This is a genomic window from Kribbella sp. NBC_00482 (genome assembly GCF_036013725.1).
GTDB lineage: Bacteria > Actinomycetota > Actinomycetes > Propionibacteriales > Kribbellaceae > Kribbella.
On the sequence record NZ_CP107881.1, the window covers coordinates 8,768,588 to 8,785,273 of the forward strand.

Consider the following 16,686-nt stretch of genomic DNA (forward strand, 5'->3'; position numbering starts at 1 on the left):
ACGCAAAGCCTCGGGCGGTCAAACGCTACAGTCGACCGGTGGAACGGTTTCGGATCGCGGGTGAGGCACGGCTCGACGGCGCTGTCGAGGTGGCCGGAGCGAAGAACAGTGTGCTCAAGCTGATGGCGGCAGCGCTGCTGGCCGAGGGTACGACGACGCTGCGGCAGGTGCCGGGCATTCTCGACGTCACGTTCATGGCGCAACTGCTGGACACCCTCGGGTGCGAGGTGACCGTCGACGCGGAGCAGCGGCTCGCGACGATCGCCGTACCGGGCACGATCGGGCACCAGTGCGACTACGACCTGGTCCGCAAGCTGCGCGCGTCGATCTCGGTGCTCGGTCCGCTGCTGGCCCGCTGCGGTCAGGCGGAGGTCGCGCTGCCGGGCGGCGACAACATCGGTTCCCGCGGCCTGAACATGCACGTCGCGGGTCTGGAGTCGATGGGCGCGAAGGTGCACATCGAGCACGGCTTCGTGATCGCCGAGGCCCCGCAGGGCCTGCACGGCGCCGAGGTCTGGCTGGACTTCCCGAGCGTCGGCGCCACCGAGACGATCATGATGGCGGCCGTGCTCGCGCGCGGTACGACGATCATCGAGAACGCCGCCCGCGAGCCGGAGATCCAGGACATCGCGGCGATGCTGGTCGAGATGGGCGCGCAGATCGACGGCGCCGGCTCGCCGCGGATCGAGGTCACCGGCGTGAGCGGCCTGCTCAAGCCGGTCGACCACGTCGTCGTCCCGGACCGGATCGTGTCCGGCAGTTGGGCGTTCGCGGCCGCCATTACCAAGGGTGACATCACGATCACCAACGGCCATGCGGAGCACCTCGAACTGCCGCTCGACAAGCTGCACAAGGCCGGCGCGGAGATCACCGTGCTGAACCCCGGTTTCCGGGTCCGGATGCACGACCGCCCGAAGCCCGTGGACGTCGTGACGCTCCCCTATCCCGGGTTCGCCACTGACCTGCAGGCGTTCGTGATCGCGCTGAACGCGATCAGCGACGGCGCGGCCATGGTCACCGAGAACCTGTTCGAGGGCCGGTTCACGTTCGCGCAGGAGCTGACCCGGCTGGGCGCGCAGATCCAGACCGACGGGCATCACGCGGTGGTTCGCGGCGTACCGCGGCTGTCCGGTGCTCCGGTGGTCGCCTCCGACATCCGCGCAGGCGCGGCCCTGGTGCTGGCCGGTCTCGCCGCCGAGGGCGAGACGCTCGTGTCGGCCGCCCACCACGTACACCGCGGCTACACCGACTTCGCCGGCAACCTCCGCCGCCTCGGCGCGGACGTCGTGGTCGAGCCGGACGATGCGGAGATGTACTGGAGCTAATAGGGTCTCCCCCATGACTGAGCGCGTGGTGAAGCCGGTTGGGCGGGGATTCCTGTTTCTCGATTCGCATCCTGCGGGATGTGCGCGGGTCGTGCGGGAGATGGCGGCGGAGGTCTCGGGGCGTACGGCGGAGCGGCGTACGGCGCTCGTGATCGGGTCGAGCTCGGGCTACGGGCTCGCGACCACGATCGCCGGCCTCGCGCGGTACGGGATCGACGGCATCGGCATCTGCTTCGAGAAGGCTCCGACGGCACGACGTACGGCGACCGCCGGTTGGTACCGCACCGCGGAGACCGCCACGCTGGCCGCCGAACTCGGCCGCTCGTGGAGCTTCGTGAACGCGGACGCGTTCGCCGACACCACGAAGGACGAAGTACTCGACCTGGTCGCCGAGCAGCTCGGCGGGATCGACCACCTCGTCTACAGCGTCGCCGCACCGCGACGCACGGACCCGCGCAGCGGCGAGACGTACCAGTCGGTGCTGAAGGCGATCGGTGCCGAGCACACCACGAAGAGCCTCGCGTTCGACGACGGTGCGCCGGTGCTGCAGGAGGTCGGGATCGAGGTCGCGACCGACGACGAGATCGCGCAGACCGTGAAGGTGATGGGCGGCGAGGACTGGACCCGGTGGGTCACCGCGCTCCAGGACCGCGACCTGCTCAAGCCCGGCTTCAACACCGTCGCCCTGACCTACATCGGCTCCGAGCTGACCGGTCCGCTCTACCGCCAGGGCTCGATCGGCGCGGCCAAGGCGGACCTGGAGCAGACCGCGCTGAAGCTCGCCGCGGACGGGGTGACCGCGATGACGTCGGTCAACGGCGCCGCCGTCACGCAGGCGTCGTCCGCGATCCCCGGCATCGGTCTCTACGTCAGCCTCCTGCACAAGGTGGCCGGCCTGCAGACCCCCGTCGAGCAGTCGATCGCGCTGTGGGATCAGCTCACCGGTGAGTCCCCGTTCGACCTGGACGACGAGGGCCGCATCCGGCTCGACCGCTGGGAGCTCAACGACGACGTACAGTCCGCCGTCCGCGCACAGTGGGAGTCCGCGACCCAGGACAACATCGCCGAGGTCGCCGACGCCGCGTGGTTCCTCACCGAAGTACGCCGCCTGTACGGCTTCGACGTACCGGACGTGGACTACGAGGCTCCGGCGGAGGTCGACGTGGACTGGCCGGCGACCAGCTGAGTCAGGTGTTCGCGAGCAGTCATCAGCGCGAACCCTAGAAGGTTGGAGCCCGCCCACCGGGCCGGGTCGGTGGCCGCGTCGTCGTTGGCGCTGAGGCCGATACCCCAGACGGGGTCGACGGGACTGGCTTCGACCAGAACCCGTGACCGCGTTGCGAGCAGGAACTCCTGCAGGCCGGGATGCGCGGTGAACTTGTGGATCGAGCCGTCCACCACCAACTCGAAGCGATGGCGGCGCCAGACGTCCTCGTCGAACTCGCGCACCGTGCGGCCGGCGGCTTTGGCCGCGCCGGGATGGGGCGCCTCGAGCACAGCGCGGAGCGCAGCCTCGTCGCCGAAGAGCTTGGCCTTCCCGGCCATCATCCAGTGCTCGGCCGTTGGATAAGTGATCCCGTCGACGACGAAGGGCGCCGGATACCACTGACTGAAGCAGCTCGCGTCGACGACTCCCTCCTGGCGCGGGGTGTGCCCCCAGAAGGTCAGGAAGCGGTACCGACGGTCTTGCTTCATCCCGTCGAGCAGGTCGTGGACACCGCGCGGCGCATCCGCCGAACCAGCAAGCCGCCAGGCCCGCTCGAACTCGTCAGCGCCGATCTCCTGCTCGGCGTGTCCGGGCGAGTAGATGTCGAAGGTCGGCTCGATCGGCCAATCGACGATCCGCTTGTGGCGTCCGTCCGGGGACTGCACGATGATTCGGTGCCGACGGCCGAGCGGTACGCCGTGGTCAGGTTTCTCGGCGACGACCTCGTGCAGAAACACCTTCCCGTCGGGTGTGGAGTTGCTCAGGAACACCGGCAGCCGTTCCGCGAGCACGCCGTACGAAGAGTCCTGCCGATCCTCGGCCCGTCGATCGCGCAGGCCGGCGAGTACGCCATCCCCCTCCAGGTCGTCCAAGCGCACGTGCTTCAGATCCGGCTGGTCGGCCACGATCCGGGCGACTTCATCCAGATCGGTTTCGACCCTGACGTCGGCCAGCGTGGTCAGGATCTCCGCCGGCGACTCCGCCTCGACCCACCAGCAGAAGCCACCCATGCCGTAGCTGTGGTGGACCAGGTACTCGTGGCGGCTCATGCACAGCAGTATTCGTGGCTAGAGCGGTTTGAAGGAAACCATTTCCAGGACGAGTTCGGCGGCTTCGTCGGAGGCGTTCAGGTCGACGCTGGCCGTGATGCGCCAGTCGTGGTTGCCTTCGGGGTCGTCGATGATCTGCTGGACTTCCCAGTAGCCGGGGTGTTCCTCGACCATGAAGAGGGCGGGCCCGCGCGCGGCGGGTCCGGTGCCGACGACGTCGTGCTCGGCGTAGTACGCCGTACCGGCCTCGGCCCAGCGGCCTGCGTCCCAGCCGGCTGCGGTGTCGAGCTGCCCGAGTTCGGCCCAGCGGTGCAGGGCGAGTAGCTCGACGCGGCGGAACAGGGCGTTGCGGACGAGGACGCGGAAAGCCCTGGTGTTCAAGGTGATCCGGCGCGGACCCGCTGGGACCACCTCGGCCTGCGGGAGGTCGGTGGGGTTGGTGAGTTCCTCCCACTCGTCGAGCAGGCTGGAGTCGGTCTGGCGGACCACCTCGCCGAGCCACTCGATCAGGTCGGTGAGATCCTCGTTCACCTTGTCCGGCGGCACGGTCTGCCGCAGCGCCTTGTAGGCGTCGCTCAGGTAGCGCAGGACGATGCCCTCCGAGCGCGCGAGACCGTAGTACTGGATGAACTCGCCGAAGGTCATCGCCCGCTCGAACATGTCCCGTACGACGGACTTCGGCGACAACCCGGCCTCAGCGATCCACGGGTGGGTCTGCCGGTACATCTCCAAGGTTGCCTCGAGCAACTCTTCGAGCGGTTTCGGCCAGCTGATCTCCTCGAGCAGCTCCATCCGCTCCTCGTACTCGATCCCGTCGGCCTTCATCCCTTGCACGGCCTCGCCCTTGGCGTGGTGCAGCTGCGCCATCAGGATCGCCCGCGGATCCTCCAGCGTCGCCTCGACCACCGACACCACGTCCAGCGCGTACAGCGGCTCCTCGGGGTCGAGCAGATCCAGCGCGGCCAGCGCGAAGGTGGACAGCGGCTGGTTCAGGCTGAAGTCCTTCTGCAGGTCCACGGTCAGCCGCAGCGACCGGCCGTTCTCGTCCGGCTCGTCCAGGCGCTCGACCACACCGGCGGTGAGCAGCGTCCGGTAGATCTGGATCGCGCGGCGGATCAGCCGGATCTGCGCCCGGGAGTCCTCGTGGTTGTCCTGGAGCAGGTGCCGCATGCTCGCGAACGCGTCGCCGTCGCGGGCGATCACGTTCAGCAGCATCGCGTGGCTGACCCGCATCCGCGACTGCAGCGGCTCGGGGTCGGCGGCGACGAGCCGGTCGAAGGTGTCCTCACCCCAGGTGACGAACCCCTCCGGCGGCTTCTTGCGCTGGACCCGGCGCTGCTTCTTCGGGTCGTCGCCGGCCTTCGCGAGCAACCGGACGTTCTCCACGACGTGGTCCGGCGCCTGGACGACGACGGTGCCGGACGTGTCGTAACCGGCTCGGCCGGCGCGGCCGGCGATCTGGTGGAACTCGCGTGCCTTGAGGATGCGCTGCCGACGTCCGTCGTACTTGCTCAGAGCGGTCAGCAGGACGGTGCGGATCGGCACGTTGATCCCGACACCGAGGGTGTCGGTACCGCAGATGACCTTCAGCAACCCCGCCTGCGCGAGCTGCTCGACCAGCCGCCGGTACTTCGGCAGCATGCCGGCGTGGTGGACCCCGATCCCGTGCATGATCAGCCGCTGCAGGGTCTTGCCGAAACCCGAGCCGAAGCGGAAGTGCCCGATCAGCTCCTTGATCTTGTCCTTCTCCTCCTTCGTGCAGACGTTGATGCTGGTCAGCGCCTGGGCGCGTTCCAGGGCAGAGGCCTGCGTGAAGTGCACGACGTACACGGGTGCCTGGTGCGTCACCAGGAGCTCGGCGAGCGTCTCGTGCAGCGGCGTGGTGACGTACTTGTAGACGAGCGGGACCGGGCGCTCGCCGGACGCGACGATCGCGGTCGGACGGCCGGTACGGCGGGACAGGTCGATCTTGAACCGCTCGACGTCACCGAGGGTCGCGGACATCAGCACGAACTGCGCCTTCGGGAGCTCGAGCAGCGGCACCTGCCACGCCCAGCCGCGGTCCGGCTCGGAGTAGAAGTGGAACTCGTCCATCACCACCTGGCCGACGTCCGCGTCCGCCCCTTCGCGCAGGGCGATGTTCGCCAGGACCTCCGCCGTACAGCAGATGATCGGCGCGCCCGCGTTCACCGAGGCGTCGCCGGTCAGCATGCCGACCTTCTCCGCACCGAACACGTCGCACAACGCGAAGAACTTCTCCGACACCAGCGCCTTGATCGGAGCCGTGTAGAACGTCCGCTGCCCGTTCGCCAGCGCGGCGAAGTGCGCGCCGGTCGCGACCAGGCTCTTCCCGGAGCCGGTCGGCGTCGACAGGATCACGTTCGATCCCGTCATCACCTCGATCAACGCCTCTTCCTGAGCCGGGTACAGCGAGATCCCCTGCTCCCCCACCCACCCCTGAAGGGCGTCGAACAGGGCATCAGGCTCGGTGGTCTCCGGCAACATCTCGGTCAGCGTCATCACTACCCATTGTCCCTGACCAGCCAATCCACCGGCTGCCCGGGATATCTACCGTTCGGCTCGCCAGGCCGACCGTTCGGCGATGGATTCTTTGCAAACGATTGCACGCATGTCTATTCGGGGGTGACTTGATGGGCATGAACCTTTCGTGGCGCCGGATGGGCGCGAGTTTGCTGGTGACGGCGGTGGGTGCGGCAGGTCTGGTGGCGGCCGCACCGGACGATGCGGCGACGACCGGAGGTGGAGGTGGGCTGGTTACGACGTGGGGCGCGGCGGACGATATCGCCGGCGGGTCGTTGAGTGACATGACGGTGCGGAACGTGCTGCGGACCTCGGTGGGCGGGAAGGACCTGCGGATCCGGATCTCCAACGCGAACGGGGATCAGCCGCTGGTGTCGGACTCGGTGTACGTCGGGCGGCAGGACAGCGGCGCGAGCGTCGTACCAGGATCCAGCCGGCGACTGACGTTCAGTGGCAGTACGACGGTGACGATCCCGCCGGGTGCGATGGCGATCAGCGACCCGTTGCCCGGTGTGGTGCCGGCGCTGACGAGCCTGACGGTCAGCCTGCACGTGGTCGGGACGACGGGCGTGATCACCGCACACAACCGGGCGATGCAGCACAGCTACAAGTCGACGTCCGGCGACCACGCGGCCGACGAGTCGAGTACGGCGTACCAGACGGAATCGTCGGCGTGGTTCTTCCTGAACGCCGCGATCGTCGAGGCGCCGCGGCAGGTGGAGACCGTCGCGACGCTCGGCGACTCGATCACGTCGTCGGTCGGTACGACGATCGACACGAACCGCCGCTGGCCGGACATCCTGGCCGCCCGGTACGCGAAGCTGCCGGAGCCTCGACGGCTGGCGATCTCGAACGAGGGCATCTCGGGGAACCGGGTGCTCGGCGGGATCGCGAAGGCGGGCAGTGCGGGCGCGAGCGCACTGGCCCGGCTGGACAAGGACGTGCTGACGAAGCCCGGCGTACGGACGGTGCTGGTGCTGGAAGGGATCAACGACATCTACGCCGGGGCGACGACGGAGCAGCTGCTCGCCGGGTACCGGCAGTTGATCGAGCGGGTGCACGCGTCGGGACGCTGCATCGTCGGCGGGACGTTGACGCCGATGGGGAGCTCGTTCGTGTACACGCCGGAGAAGGAGGCGATCCGGCAGGCGGTCAACACGTTCATCCGCACGAGCGGTGAGTTCGACGGCGTAGCCGACTTCGACGCGGCCACGCGCGACCCGGCCGATCCGTCCCGGCTCGCAGCGCCGTACGACGGCGGCGACGGCCTGCACCCGAACGACGCCGGCAACAAGGCGATGGGCGAGGCGCCGAACCTCGACTCGCTCCGCTGCGGCTGACAGGAGAACCGCCGTACGCATCGCCTGGCCGGCGGTGCGTACGGCGGTTGTTGCCTCCGGCTACTTCCGGCCCTGGGCGGACATCGCTTCCTCGTATTCGTGGCGGATCGCGTCGCCGCTGGACTTGCGCCAGTTGGCGACCGCCTTGTCCCAGTCCGACAGATCGGACCGGCCGAGCTGAATCTCCTTGGTCAGCGAGTCGAAGTCCTTGTCGGCGACCTTGCCCCTCGTCGAGTCGGTCGACGAGTAGAGCCCGTACGTCGGCTGCAGGATCGCGGTCGGCAGGATCGACTTGAGGTGGTTGTAGGCGACATCGACCGCCTCGGGATGACCCGGGAAGTAGACTGGATAGCCGCCGTCGGCGAGGTACTGGATCGGGAACTCGCCCAGGCAGACCTCGCTGCTGCCGGCCTCGGTCAGGACCGGGTCGGTGCCCTTCAGGGTGTAGTGCCGTCCGGGCAGGCCGAACTTACGGAACAGGTACTCCTCGGTGCCGAACGGCGCGGCCATCCAGTTCAGTACCCGCAACAGCATCTTGGTCCGCTCCGGCGAGCTGGGCCTGATCGCCGAGATCGAGTTGTTCGGCGACCCCAGCAGGAACCGGCCGACCTTCCCGGCACTGTCCCGGACCACCGGCAGCGAGATGGCGAAGTTCTTCGTCACGGCGCGGCGGTAGAAGCTCTGGATGGACGAGTAGGTGTCCGACGTCATCACCGCCGAGCCCTGACTGAACCAGACCTTCTGGTTGTTCTTCGCCACCCCGTCGGGATGGATCAGCCCGTCGGCCTGCATCTTCGCGGTGGTCGCGATCATCTCCTTGTGCTCCGGGAGCTCCCGGCTGTGCACCAGGCGGCCGTCGCGAACCTCCCAGCCGTTCGGCAACCCCAGCATCGCAGCTACCGCCGCCTGAGGTGGGACCGCGAACGCCCAGCGGTTCTTCTTCTGGTCCGTGACCGCCTTGGCCACCGCGTTCAACTCGTCGATGGTGGGTGAGCCGAGCTCGACGCCGAACTGGTCGAGGAGGTCCTGCCGAGCCAGCAGCAAGGTGGACGACATGACGCCGCGCTGGATCGGAACCGCCCGGATCCCGCCGGCGAACACGCAGCCGCGCCAGGAGTCGGGTGACAGGTTGGCCAGGAACGGGTACTCCAGGATCGCGTCCCCGGACAGGTACTCGGTCAGGTCCTGGGCCCGGGCCTCGAGGAACTGCGGCAGGTAGGAGAACCTGCCGTCGACGTTGAACAGGTCGCCCAGCGTGTCTCCGGCCACCGAGGTCGCGAACTTGTTGCTGAAGTCGGTGCCGGTGGCCGAGGTGATCGTCAGCGACAGCGGCGAACCGATCCTCCGGTTCAGCTCCTGCCAGTACGGGTTGCGGTCGGCGGTCGGCGGAATCGGGTTCGACGTCGGCACCGACCCGGACAGGTCGCTGCCATCGGCCGGTACGCCGTCGGTCACCTTCGCCGGATGCTCCGGGAAGCGGTAGAAACAGTCCGGCATCAGCGGGTGGCTGCGTGGCAGGTCCGGTTTCGGGCCGTCGAAGCGTTTGTACGTCGGGAGCGCGACCGGCTTGTTCAACGCCGCGATGTCGGTCGACCTGGTCACGGTGGCGCAGCCGCTCAGGCTGACGGCCGCGGCGGCCAGCGATCCGCCGAGGAGCGTTCTTCTGCTGATCCCGGTCATCCCTTCACCGCCCCGGTCATCATGCCCTTCGCGAAGTGCCGTTGCAGGAACGGGTACACGATCAGGATCGGTACCAGCGATATCACCAGGATCGCCATCTGGATCGACTCCTGCGGCGGGAGCTGGTCGGCCGACGCGCCGCCGAGGTCACCGCTGCTCAGCTCGGTGTTGTTGATGACGTACGTCCGCAGTACCAGCTGCAACGGCCACTTCGCGGTGTCGTTGATGTAGAGCATCGCGTTGAAGAACGCGTTCCAGTACCCGACCGCGTAGAACAACCCGACGACCGCCAGCACTGCCTTCGACAGCGGCAGCACGATCGACCAGAAGATCCGGAAGTCGCCGGCCCCGTCGATCCGGGCCGAGTCGAGCACCGAGTCCGGGATGCCCATGAAGAACGAGCGCAGCACGATCACGTTGAACCCACTGATCGCCGTCGGCAAGATCAGCGCCAGCAACGAGTCGAGCAGCCCGAACTCCTTCACCACCAGGTAGTTCGGGATCAGACCCGGGCTGAACAACAGGCTGAACAGCACGATCATCAGGATCGGCCGCTGCCCGAACGACCCCGGCCGGCTGAGCGCGTAGGCGAGCATCGTAGAGCCGGCCAGGCTGATCAGCGTGCCGAAGGTGGCGATCACGACGCTGACCAGCAGCGCCCGCTGCACCACACCGCCGTTGAAGATCGCCTTGTACGCGTCCAGGTTCAGCCCGTCCGGCCAGAGGACGAACCCACCAGAGTTCGTCACATGCTGCTGACTGGCGATGCTGGTCGCGATCACGCCGATGAACGGGATGATGACGAACGCGCAACAGACCAGCAGTACGACGCCCTTCAGCACCCGCGACGGCATCCCGGGATCCTCGTCGATCCCCTTCTGCACCGTGAGATTGGATGTTGTCATCGTTTGTACACCCCCGCCTCACCGAAGATGTGGGCGATCTTGTTGGCGCCGAGCACCAGGACGACGGCAACAAGACCCTTCACCAAGCCGACCGCGGCCGACACACCCCATTGGCCGGCCAGTACGCCGTTGTTGTAGACGTAGGTATCGAGGACTTCGCTCGCCGGTCTCCCGACCAGGTTCTGCTGCAGGACGATCTGCTCGAACCCGACGGTCAGCGAGTCGCCGAGCCGCAGGATCAGCAGCAGGATGATCAGTCCGCGGATCCCGGGCACCGTGACATGCCACAGCTGCCGCCAGCGTGAGGCGCCGTCGACCCGCGCGGCCTCGTACAGCCCCGGATCGATCTGTGTCAGCGCGGCCAGGAACAGGATCGTCCCCCACCCGGTGTCCTTCCAGATCACCTGGCTGGTGAGGAGCGCTATGAAGCCGTCCGGGTTGCCGAGGAAGTCGATCGTGCCCATCCCGTGCTCACGGAGGAAGTTGTTGATCAGGCCGCTGCCGCCGAGGATCTGCTGGAAGATCGCGATCACGATCACCCAGGACAGGAAGTGCGGCAAGTACAGCACCGACTGCACGACCCGCTTGATCCGCTCGGACAGCAGGCTGTTCAGCAGCAGCGCCAGTACGATCGGCGCCGGGAACACGAAGATCACCTGGACCAGCGTGATCAGCAGCGTGTTCTTGAGTGCGTTCAGGAACTCCGCGTCGCCGTTGAAGATCACCGCGAAGTTGTCCCACCCGACCCACGCGCTGCGGCCGAGCGGCACGAACGGCAGGTACTCCTGGAACGCGATCAGGTTCCCGAGCAGCGGCAGGTAGTGGAACACCAGTAGCAGCGCCAGCCCGGGCAGCGCCATCAGCAGCAGGATCTTGTCCCGGCGGGCGCGCGCCCACCAGGACAGCGCCTTCCCCGCCGGGCGCCCCGAGGATCTACTGTCCGTAACGGTGCCCGGCGGTCCGGAGCCCGTCGGTTCTCCGGCCGTGGTCTGTCGGCTGGGGATTCGTTCTGTTTGAGCCACGCGACACTCCCAGGTCGTAGCCCCCCACATTGGAGAACGCTTTCCCGTTCTCCTTTGTTCGACTGTGTCGTGTCTTGGGGAGTCACGCAGCTTCGGTCGGAGTGTCTTTACTGAAACCTGTCAGCAGGACGGTGCCAGCGGGTCTCGGCGCCGCCACGGCGGGCCAGGTGTTCGAGGTGCGCCCGGGCCATCCGGACGGTCTGCAGATTGATGCCGCCGTACGCTCCCAACTCGGTGCCGATGGCATCGGCCAGGTCACGGACAGTCAGCGAACCCTTGCTACGTAGCAGCCCGGCGGTGAGCTCGTCCACGGCCACGACCCATTCGAGGCTCTCCTCGATCAGCTTCCGGCCGGCGGTCGCATCCATCGCGTCGCCGTGGGACGGGACGAGCGCGTCGAAGTCCAGCTCGAGCAGACGGGTCAGGCCGTTCGTGTACCGGGTGACGTCGGTGTAGAGCGGCGCCAGCCAGAGCTCGCTGTCGAGGTACGGGCGCCCGCGTCCCTGGACGTCGTCGAAGGTGAACAGGGTCCGCGAGGTCTCGTCGAGTACGGCGATGTGCCCGGGACTGTGGCCGCTGGTCGTGATCACCTGCAACGGACGCTCACCGGGAAGGCGGTCCCCGTCGCGCAGCAGGACGTCAATACGTACTCGCTCGTCGAGCATCTCCAGCAGTTCGGTCCGCTCGGTCTCCGACAGGTCCAGCGCGTCGGGATCCGAGCCCCACAGTTCGGTCAGCAGCCGCTCGTTGTCCTCCAGCCACCCGGCCTCCAACGCCGGCGCCGCGAATCGTGCTCCGCTGTGTTTCCGCAGTACGGCGTTGCCGCCCATGTGATCGGGATGCGCGTGGCTGTTGACGACCAGGGTGAGATCGGACAGCCCGAGCCCCAGGCCGGCGAGCTCGGGTGCTGTCGACGACTCGGGTGTCGACGCGATGCCCGCGTCGAGCAGTACCAGCTCGGAGCCGGCGTCGATCACGTGCAGCCAGAGCGGCAGACCGCACACGTGCGGATAGTCGGTCGCCAGCCGATGAATACCCGGCGCGATCTCTTCGGCCACTACCTCACCGTCCTTCGAAGGTTCCGGTACGACGTTCCGCGAACGCCGCTCGCCCTTCGGCGGCGTCCTGCGTGCCGAGGGCAACGGCCTGCAGCTCGCGCTCGTACTGAATGGCGGACTCCAGCCCCATCGACCAGGCCGCGCGCAGGTTCGCCTTCGCCGCGGCGGCCGCGACCGGCGGGCGTGCGGCGATCCGGTGCGCCAACTCGGTTGCGGTCGGCAACAGGTCCTCGGGGTCCACGATCTCGCTGATCAGCCCGATGCGGAGCGCCTCGACCGCGTCGATGGGATCGCCGGTGAGCAGCATCATCGCCGCATCACTGGCCGGCACCGACGCCGCGAGGAGCGCCGTCACTCCCCCGCCGCCGATCCACCCGAGCTTGATCTCCGCCGCCGCGAAACTCGCGGTCCCCGAGGCCAGCCGGATGTCGCACGACAGCGCGAGCTCCAGCCCGCCGCCGTACGCGTAGCCGTTGACCGCCGCGATCACCGGCGTCCGCAGCGAGCGCAGCGCGTCGCAGTAGTCCCGCCGGTTCCGGAAGTGCCACGGCCCGTCGTACCGGTCGAGCTCGCCGATGTCGCTGCCGACCGAGAAGGCACGCTCGCCCGCGCCGGTCACCACGACCGCGCGGATCGACGGGTCGTCGTCGATGCGCGGGATGAGCTCGAGCAGCTCGGCGCTCATCGCCCGGGTGGCCGCGTTCAGCTTCGCGGGACGGTCCAGCGTGAGTACGCCGACGTACCCGTCCTGCTCGAAGCGGATCTGCCCGTCCGCGGTCACTTGGCCACCACCGCGCCCTGTTCCAGCAACGCCTGTCGTTTCGCCGGTGACACACCGAGCTCGGACAGCAGCTCATTGGTGTGTTCACCAACCAGCGGTGCAGGGCGATGTACGTCGGCCGGCGTGCGGCTGAAGCGGTACGGGAACCCAGGTGTGGTCACAGTGCCCTCAGTCGGGTGCTCGTACGTCACGAACGACTCGTTGTGCAGCACCTGCGGGTCCGTACGCACGTCGTCGTACGAGAGCACCGGACCGCACCACACGCCGCGTTCACGCAGCTTGAGCATCCAGTGCTCGGTCGTCTCACGTAGTAGCGCCGCCGACACCGCAGCAGCGATCTCGTCGCGCCGCGCGAACCCGTCTCGCTCTGCGTCGAGTCCTCCCAACTGCGGCGCGTCCAGCACCTCCGCCAGCACAGGCAGGTTCGCAAACGCCAGTGAGAGGTACCCGTCGGCTGTGGTGAAGATTCCGTACGGCGCGCGGATGTAGCTGTGCGCGTGCACCTCTTCGGACCGCGTCTGCGGTACGCCGCCAACGGTGTGCACCGACAGCTCCTGCATCTGTAGTGCGATCACCGCGTCCAGCATGTTCACCTGGACGAGCTGTCCCTCACCAGTCCGCTCCCGATGCAGCAGAGCCGCCAGTACACCTTCGAACGCGCTGTACGCCGTCACCGCGTCCGCCAGGAAGTACGGCGCCGCGACGGGTGGCTCGTCCGGTCGGCCGGCGCTGAACAGGGCACCGCTCATCGCCTGCACCAGCAGGTCCTGTCCGGGCCAGTCGACGTACGGACCGCTCTCGCCGTAACCAGAAATCGACACGTAGACCAGCGAAGGCTTCAGTGCGCGCAGGGTGTCGTAGTCGACGCCGAGGCGTGCAGCCACGCCAGGCCGGTAGTTCTGCAGGAATACGTCCGCTGTGCGCACCAGCTCGTACAGGAGTTCGCGGCCAGCGTCGGACTTGAGGTCTACGGCCAGACTGCGCTTGTTGCGGTTCAGCGACAGGAAGGACGCGTTGACCTCGTTCCCGACCGCACCACCAGCAGCTGTGTGTCTCTGCCATTCACCGGTGACCGGCTCGACCTTGACCACGTCCGCACCGAGGTCGCCCAGCCGCATCGCCGCCAGCGGCCCGGCCATCGCCACCGACACGTCGAGCACCCGATAACCGCCCAGGATGTTCATTGCGCCGTCCAGCCCGCGTCGACCGGCAGGATCGCGCCGGTGATGAACGAGGCGTCGTCGCTGGCCAGGAACGCGATCGCCGCTGCCACCTCGGCCGGCTGACCGATCCGGCCGAGCGCGTGATGCCGATCCACCATCGCCTGCATCGCGCCCGGATCGTCCGCGCCGCTGACCTTGCCGTTGCGGATCAGCGGTGTGTCGATCAGCCCGGGCGCCACGCAGTTCGCGCGCACGCCGGCCGGACCGTGGTCGAGAGCCATCGCGCGGGTCAGGTTCTCCACGCCGGCCTTCGCCGCGCAGTACGCTGACCTGTTCCGCTCCCCGACCGTCCCGATCGCCGACGAGATCGTGACGATCGCACCGCCGCCCTGCGCGACGAATCGCGGCAGGACGGCCCGGCACGCGTTGTAGACGCCGGTCAGGTCGACGTCGAGGATCGTCCGCCATTCGTCGGGGGACGTGTTCGGCACGGTGTCGCACACGTCCACGCCCGCGGCGCTGACGAGAACATGCACCTCACCCACAGCCTCGACGACCGCCAGCGTCCGATCCAGATCGGTCACGTCCAGTTCGTACCCCTGGCCGCCTAGTTGAGCGGCCAAGTCAACTGCGGCAGCGCCGTTGCGGTCACAGATGACGACCGTGCCGCCCTCGTCGGCGATCCGGCGGGCGGTGGCCGCGCCGATCCCGGAGGCACCTCCGGTGATCAGCGCGACCTTGCCCGCAAACCTTTCTTTGTCCATGTCTTTCCGGGACCTCAGGGCTTCTCGTAGGGGAACGAAGGCAGTACGCCGATCTGGTCGTACTGCATCTTGGAATCGTCGAACCCGGCCTCCCAGCTCACGTTCGCGAACGTGTCGCACGGTCCGGCCGACGGCCCGTGGTACGGGTCGCTCTCGGTGTTGGTCACCTTGATGTCCGAGAACGCGAACCCGCAGCCGCCGAAGTCCATGTGCACGCCGTACGGCTTCGCGTCCGGCATCGACGGATCGGCGTTCGCGTCGTCGATGATCAGCTGCGACACGGACGCGTCCGGCGTGTACGGCGGCTCGTTGCGGACGCCGTACGCGTAGAACGGACCGGTGTCGCCGCTGTCCTGGGCCAGATGCGACAGCCGGACGAACTTGACCGTGTTGCCGCCGGTGTAGTTGTCCGCGTTCGGGATCTCCGGCCGCGACTCGATGCTGATGCCGTACCGGGCGCCGTGCTCGACGACGGTGTGGCTGACCTCGTTGCCGCCGCTGTTCATGATCTCGACGCCGGCCGAGTCGCCGGGCACCAGCTCGCCGATGTGGTGGATGTAGTTGTTGGTGAACGTGTTGCCATGGGCAACATCACCCTCGCCGGGCCAGCCGCCCTCGATCTTGATGCCGTCGTTGCCGAGATGCTCGAGCAGACTGTCCGACACCGTGGTCTTCTCGTTCGCGAACAGCAACTCGATCGCGGTGAACCCGGTCTGCTGGATGTGCAGCCTCGTCAGCTTGACCCCGCGCGTGTTGGTGAGCGTGATCGCACCCCACCGGTTCCGCGGCAGCTCGATCTGGGTGTCGTACTTCGGGTACTTGTGCTTGTTGCCCGAGTCGCCCGTCCCGTTCCAGCCGTACCGGTACCAGTCCATGAAGTCGGTGTGCTGGATGGTCAGACCGTCGAGTGTCAGGTTCTCCACCCGCCGGTTCGGCGATGCGCCCTCGATCGAGAACACCTGCGTCTGCGTCGGCCGGTAGACGTTGACACCGTCCATGGTGCCGCCGGCCGGCTTGTAGTACAGCGTCTTCGCCGGGTAGTCCAGGTAGTACTCGCCGGCCTGGTCGAGCAGGCTGAGCGAGTTCTGCACGTAGTACCGCGAGCCGCCGCCGGAGTTGATGAAGCCGTACCGCGCCGGGTACACCAGCGTGGTCCGCTTCTTCGTGAAGTTGATGTCGAGCATCGGGATCGTGTCGGTGAACCACGACCACGAGCCGCCCGACCACACCGTCACCTGCGCGGGCCACGACGTACCGAGCCGGAGATCCCAGGACGGGTCGATGTCACCGGTGTTGAACCCGATCTGGTCGCGCACCGCTTCCTTGGTCGGGTCGAACAGGATCGACCGTAGGTACGGCGCCCACTTCTCGTCGGACTCCCGGTTCGGGTAGCGGGCCGTCGTGGCGCGCTTGCCGTCGGCGTACAGGCTGTAGAACGGCTGGCTGATATCGACAGGCGCCTTGAAGATGCCGTCCTTGTACGCCGTCCAGCCCGTCACCTCCCGCCCCGCTTCGAAGACGGCCTTGCCCGGCCCGTCCGCGCTCCGGTACGTGACGCCGGAGTCGCGGTCGTCGAACGTGATCGTCTTGTCGACCTGGTATGTCCCGGCCTTCAGGTTCACGACCGTGTTGCAGCCGGCGTGTGCCCTGATCCGCAGGGCGTCCCGCGCGTGCTCGACGGTCTTCCAAGGCTTCCGCTGCGTCCCCGGGGCAGAGTCGTTGCCGTCGGGCGACACCCAGAACCCGTCACACGCGGCGGCGTCCTTCTCCGGCCCGGCACCCAGCGCCGTGCCGGCGCCGATGACTGCCAGGGCAACACCGATGACCACTCCGCCAAGGAGCTTCATCCGC

General features: G+C 67.8%; 13 protein-coding genes. 3 read left to right on the plus strand and 10 right to left on the minus strand.

Annotated elements, in window-relative coordinates; translation table 11 throughout:
* Nucleotides 1-38: 38 nt before the first annotated feature.
* Both murA and fabV read left to right on the plus strand, forming a co-directional pair.
* Nucleotides 39-1,325: a UDP-N-acetylglucosamine 1-carboxyvinyltransferase gene (gene murA, locus OHB24_RS42195; protein ID WP_327636600.1), complete on the plus strand. Its 1,287-nt coding sequence runs from the start codon at nucleotides 39-41 to the stop codon at nucleotides 1,323-1,325.
* A 13-nt stretch (nucleotides 1,326-1,338) separates the two neighbouring features.
* Nucleotides 1,339-2,511 carry an enoyl-[acyl-carrier-protein] reductase FabV gene (gene fabV / locus OHB24_RS42200; protein ID WP_327636601.1) on the plus strand — a complete coding sequence of 391 codons (1,173 nt, stop codon included), beginning with the start codon at nucleotides 1,339-1,341 and terminating at the stop codon, nucleotides 2,509-2,511.
* Here fabV and OHB24_RS42205 read toward each other — a convergent pair.
* Both OHB24_RS42205 and OHB24_RS42210 read right to left on the minus strand, forming a co-directional pair.
* The gene (locus OHB24_RS42205; protein ID WP_327636602.1) at nucleotides 2,463-3,581 is read right to left on the minus strand and encodes an NADAR family protein; all 1,119 of its coding nucleotides are present in this window, start codon (nucleotides 3,579-3,581) and stop codon (nucleotides 2,463-2,465) included. The genes fabV and OHB24_RS42205 overlap by 49 nt on opposite strands.
* Before the next feature lie 18 nt (nucleotides 3,582-3,599).
* The gene (locus tag OHB24_RS42210) at nucleotides 3,600-6,101 is read right to left on the minus strand and encodes a DEAD/DEAH box helicase (protein ID WP_327636603.1); all 2,502 of its coding nucleotides are present in this window, start codon (nucleotides 6,099-6,101) and stop codon (nucleotides 3,600-3,602) included.
* Between the two features lie 131 nt (nucleotides 6,102-6,232).
* On the opposite strand from OHB24_RS42210, the gene OHB24_RS42215 reads away from it, so the two are divergent.
* Complete coding sequence (locus tag OHB24_RS42215) at nucleotides 6,233-7,462, plus strand: SGNH/GDSL hydrolase family protein (protein ID WP_327636604.1); 1,230 nt, start codon at nucleotides 6,233-6,235, stop codon at nucleotides 7,460-7,462.
* Nucleotides 7,463-7,522: 60 nt separating this feature from the next.
* On the opposite strand, the gene OHB24_RS42220 is transcribed toward OHB24_RS42215, so the two are convergent.
* The 8 genes from OHB24_RS42220 to OHB24_RS42255 all read right to left on the minus strand — a co-directional run bounded on the left by OHB24_RS42220 (nucleotide 7,523) and on the right by OHB24_RS42255 (nucleotide 16,682).
* Nucleotides 7,523-9,142, minus strand: a complete 1,620-nt coding sequence (locus tag OHB24_RS42220) for a hypothetical protein (protein ID WP_327636605.1) — start codon at nucleotides 9,140-9,142, stop codon at nucleotides 7,523-7,525.
* Nucleotides 9,139-10,047: a carbohydrate ABC transporter permease gene (locus tag OHB24_RS42225; protein ID WP_327636606.1), complete on the minus strand. Its 909-nt coding sequence runs from the start codon at nucleotides 10,045-10,047 to the stop codon at nucleotides 9,139-9,141. The genes OHB24_RS42220 and OHB24_RS42225 overlap by 4 nt, the downstream gene beginning before the upstream one ends.
* On the minus strand, nucleotides 10,044-11,069 hold the full coding sequence (locus OHB24_RS42230; protein WP_327636607.1) for an ABC transporter permease: 1,026 nt from the start codon (nucleotides 11,067-11,069) through the stop codon (nucleotides 10,044-10,046). The genes OHB24_RS42225 and OHB24_RS42230 overlap by 4 nt, the downstream gene beginning before the upstream one ends.
* A gap of 107 nt (nucleotides 11,070-11,176) precedes the next feature.
* Complete coding sequence (locus tag OHB24_RS42235) at nucleotides 11,177-12,127, minus strand: MBL fold metallo-hydrolase (RefSeq protein ID WP_327636608.1); 951 nt, start codon at nucleotides 12,125-12,127, stop codon at nucleotides 11,177-11,179.
* A 4-nt stretch (nucleotides 12,128-12,131) separates the two neighbouring features.
* Nucleotides 12,132-12,908, minus strand: a complete 777-nt coding sequence (locus tag OHB24_RS42240) for an enoyl-CoA hydratase/isomerase family protein (RefSeq protein WP_327636609.1) — start codon at nucleotides 12,906-12,908, stop codon at nucleotides 12,132-12,134.
* Nucleotides 12,905-14,092 carry a CaiB/BaiF CoA transferase family protein gene (locus OHB24_RS42245; RefSeq protein WP_327636610.1) on the minus strand — a complete coding sequence of 396 codons (1,188 nt, stop codon included), beginning with the start codon at nucleotides 14,090-14,092 and terminating at the stop codon, nucleotides 12,905-12,907. Before OHB24_RS42245 ends, OHB24_RS42240 begins: the two co-directional genes overlap by 4 nt.
* Complete coding sequence (locus tag OHB24_RS42250) at nucleotides 14,089-14,835, minus strand: SDR family NAD(P)-dependent oxidoreductase (RefSeq protein ID WP_327636611.1); 747 nt, start codon at nucleotides 14,833-14,835, stop codon at nucleotides 14,089-14,091. Before OHB24_RS42250 ends, OHB24_RS42245 begins: the two co-directional genes overlap by 4 nt.
* A 14-nt stretch (nucleotides 14,836-14,849) precedes the next feature.
* Entirely contained in the window at nucleotides 14,850-16,682 is a 1,833-nt protein-coding gene (locus tag OHB24_RS42255) for a right-handed parallel beta-helix repeat-containing protein (RefSeq protein WP_327636612.1), read from the minus strand.
* Nucleotides 16,683-16,686: the final 4 nt, after the last annotated feature.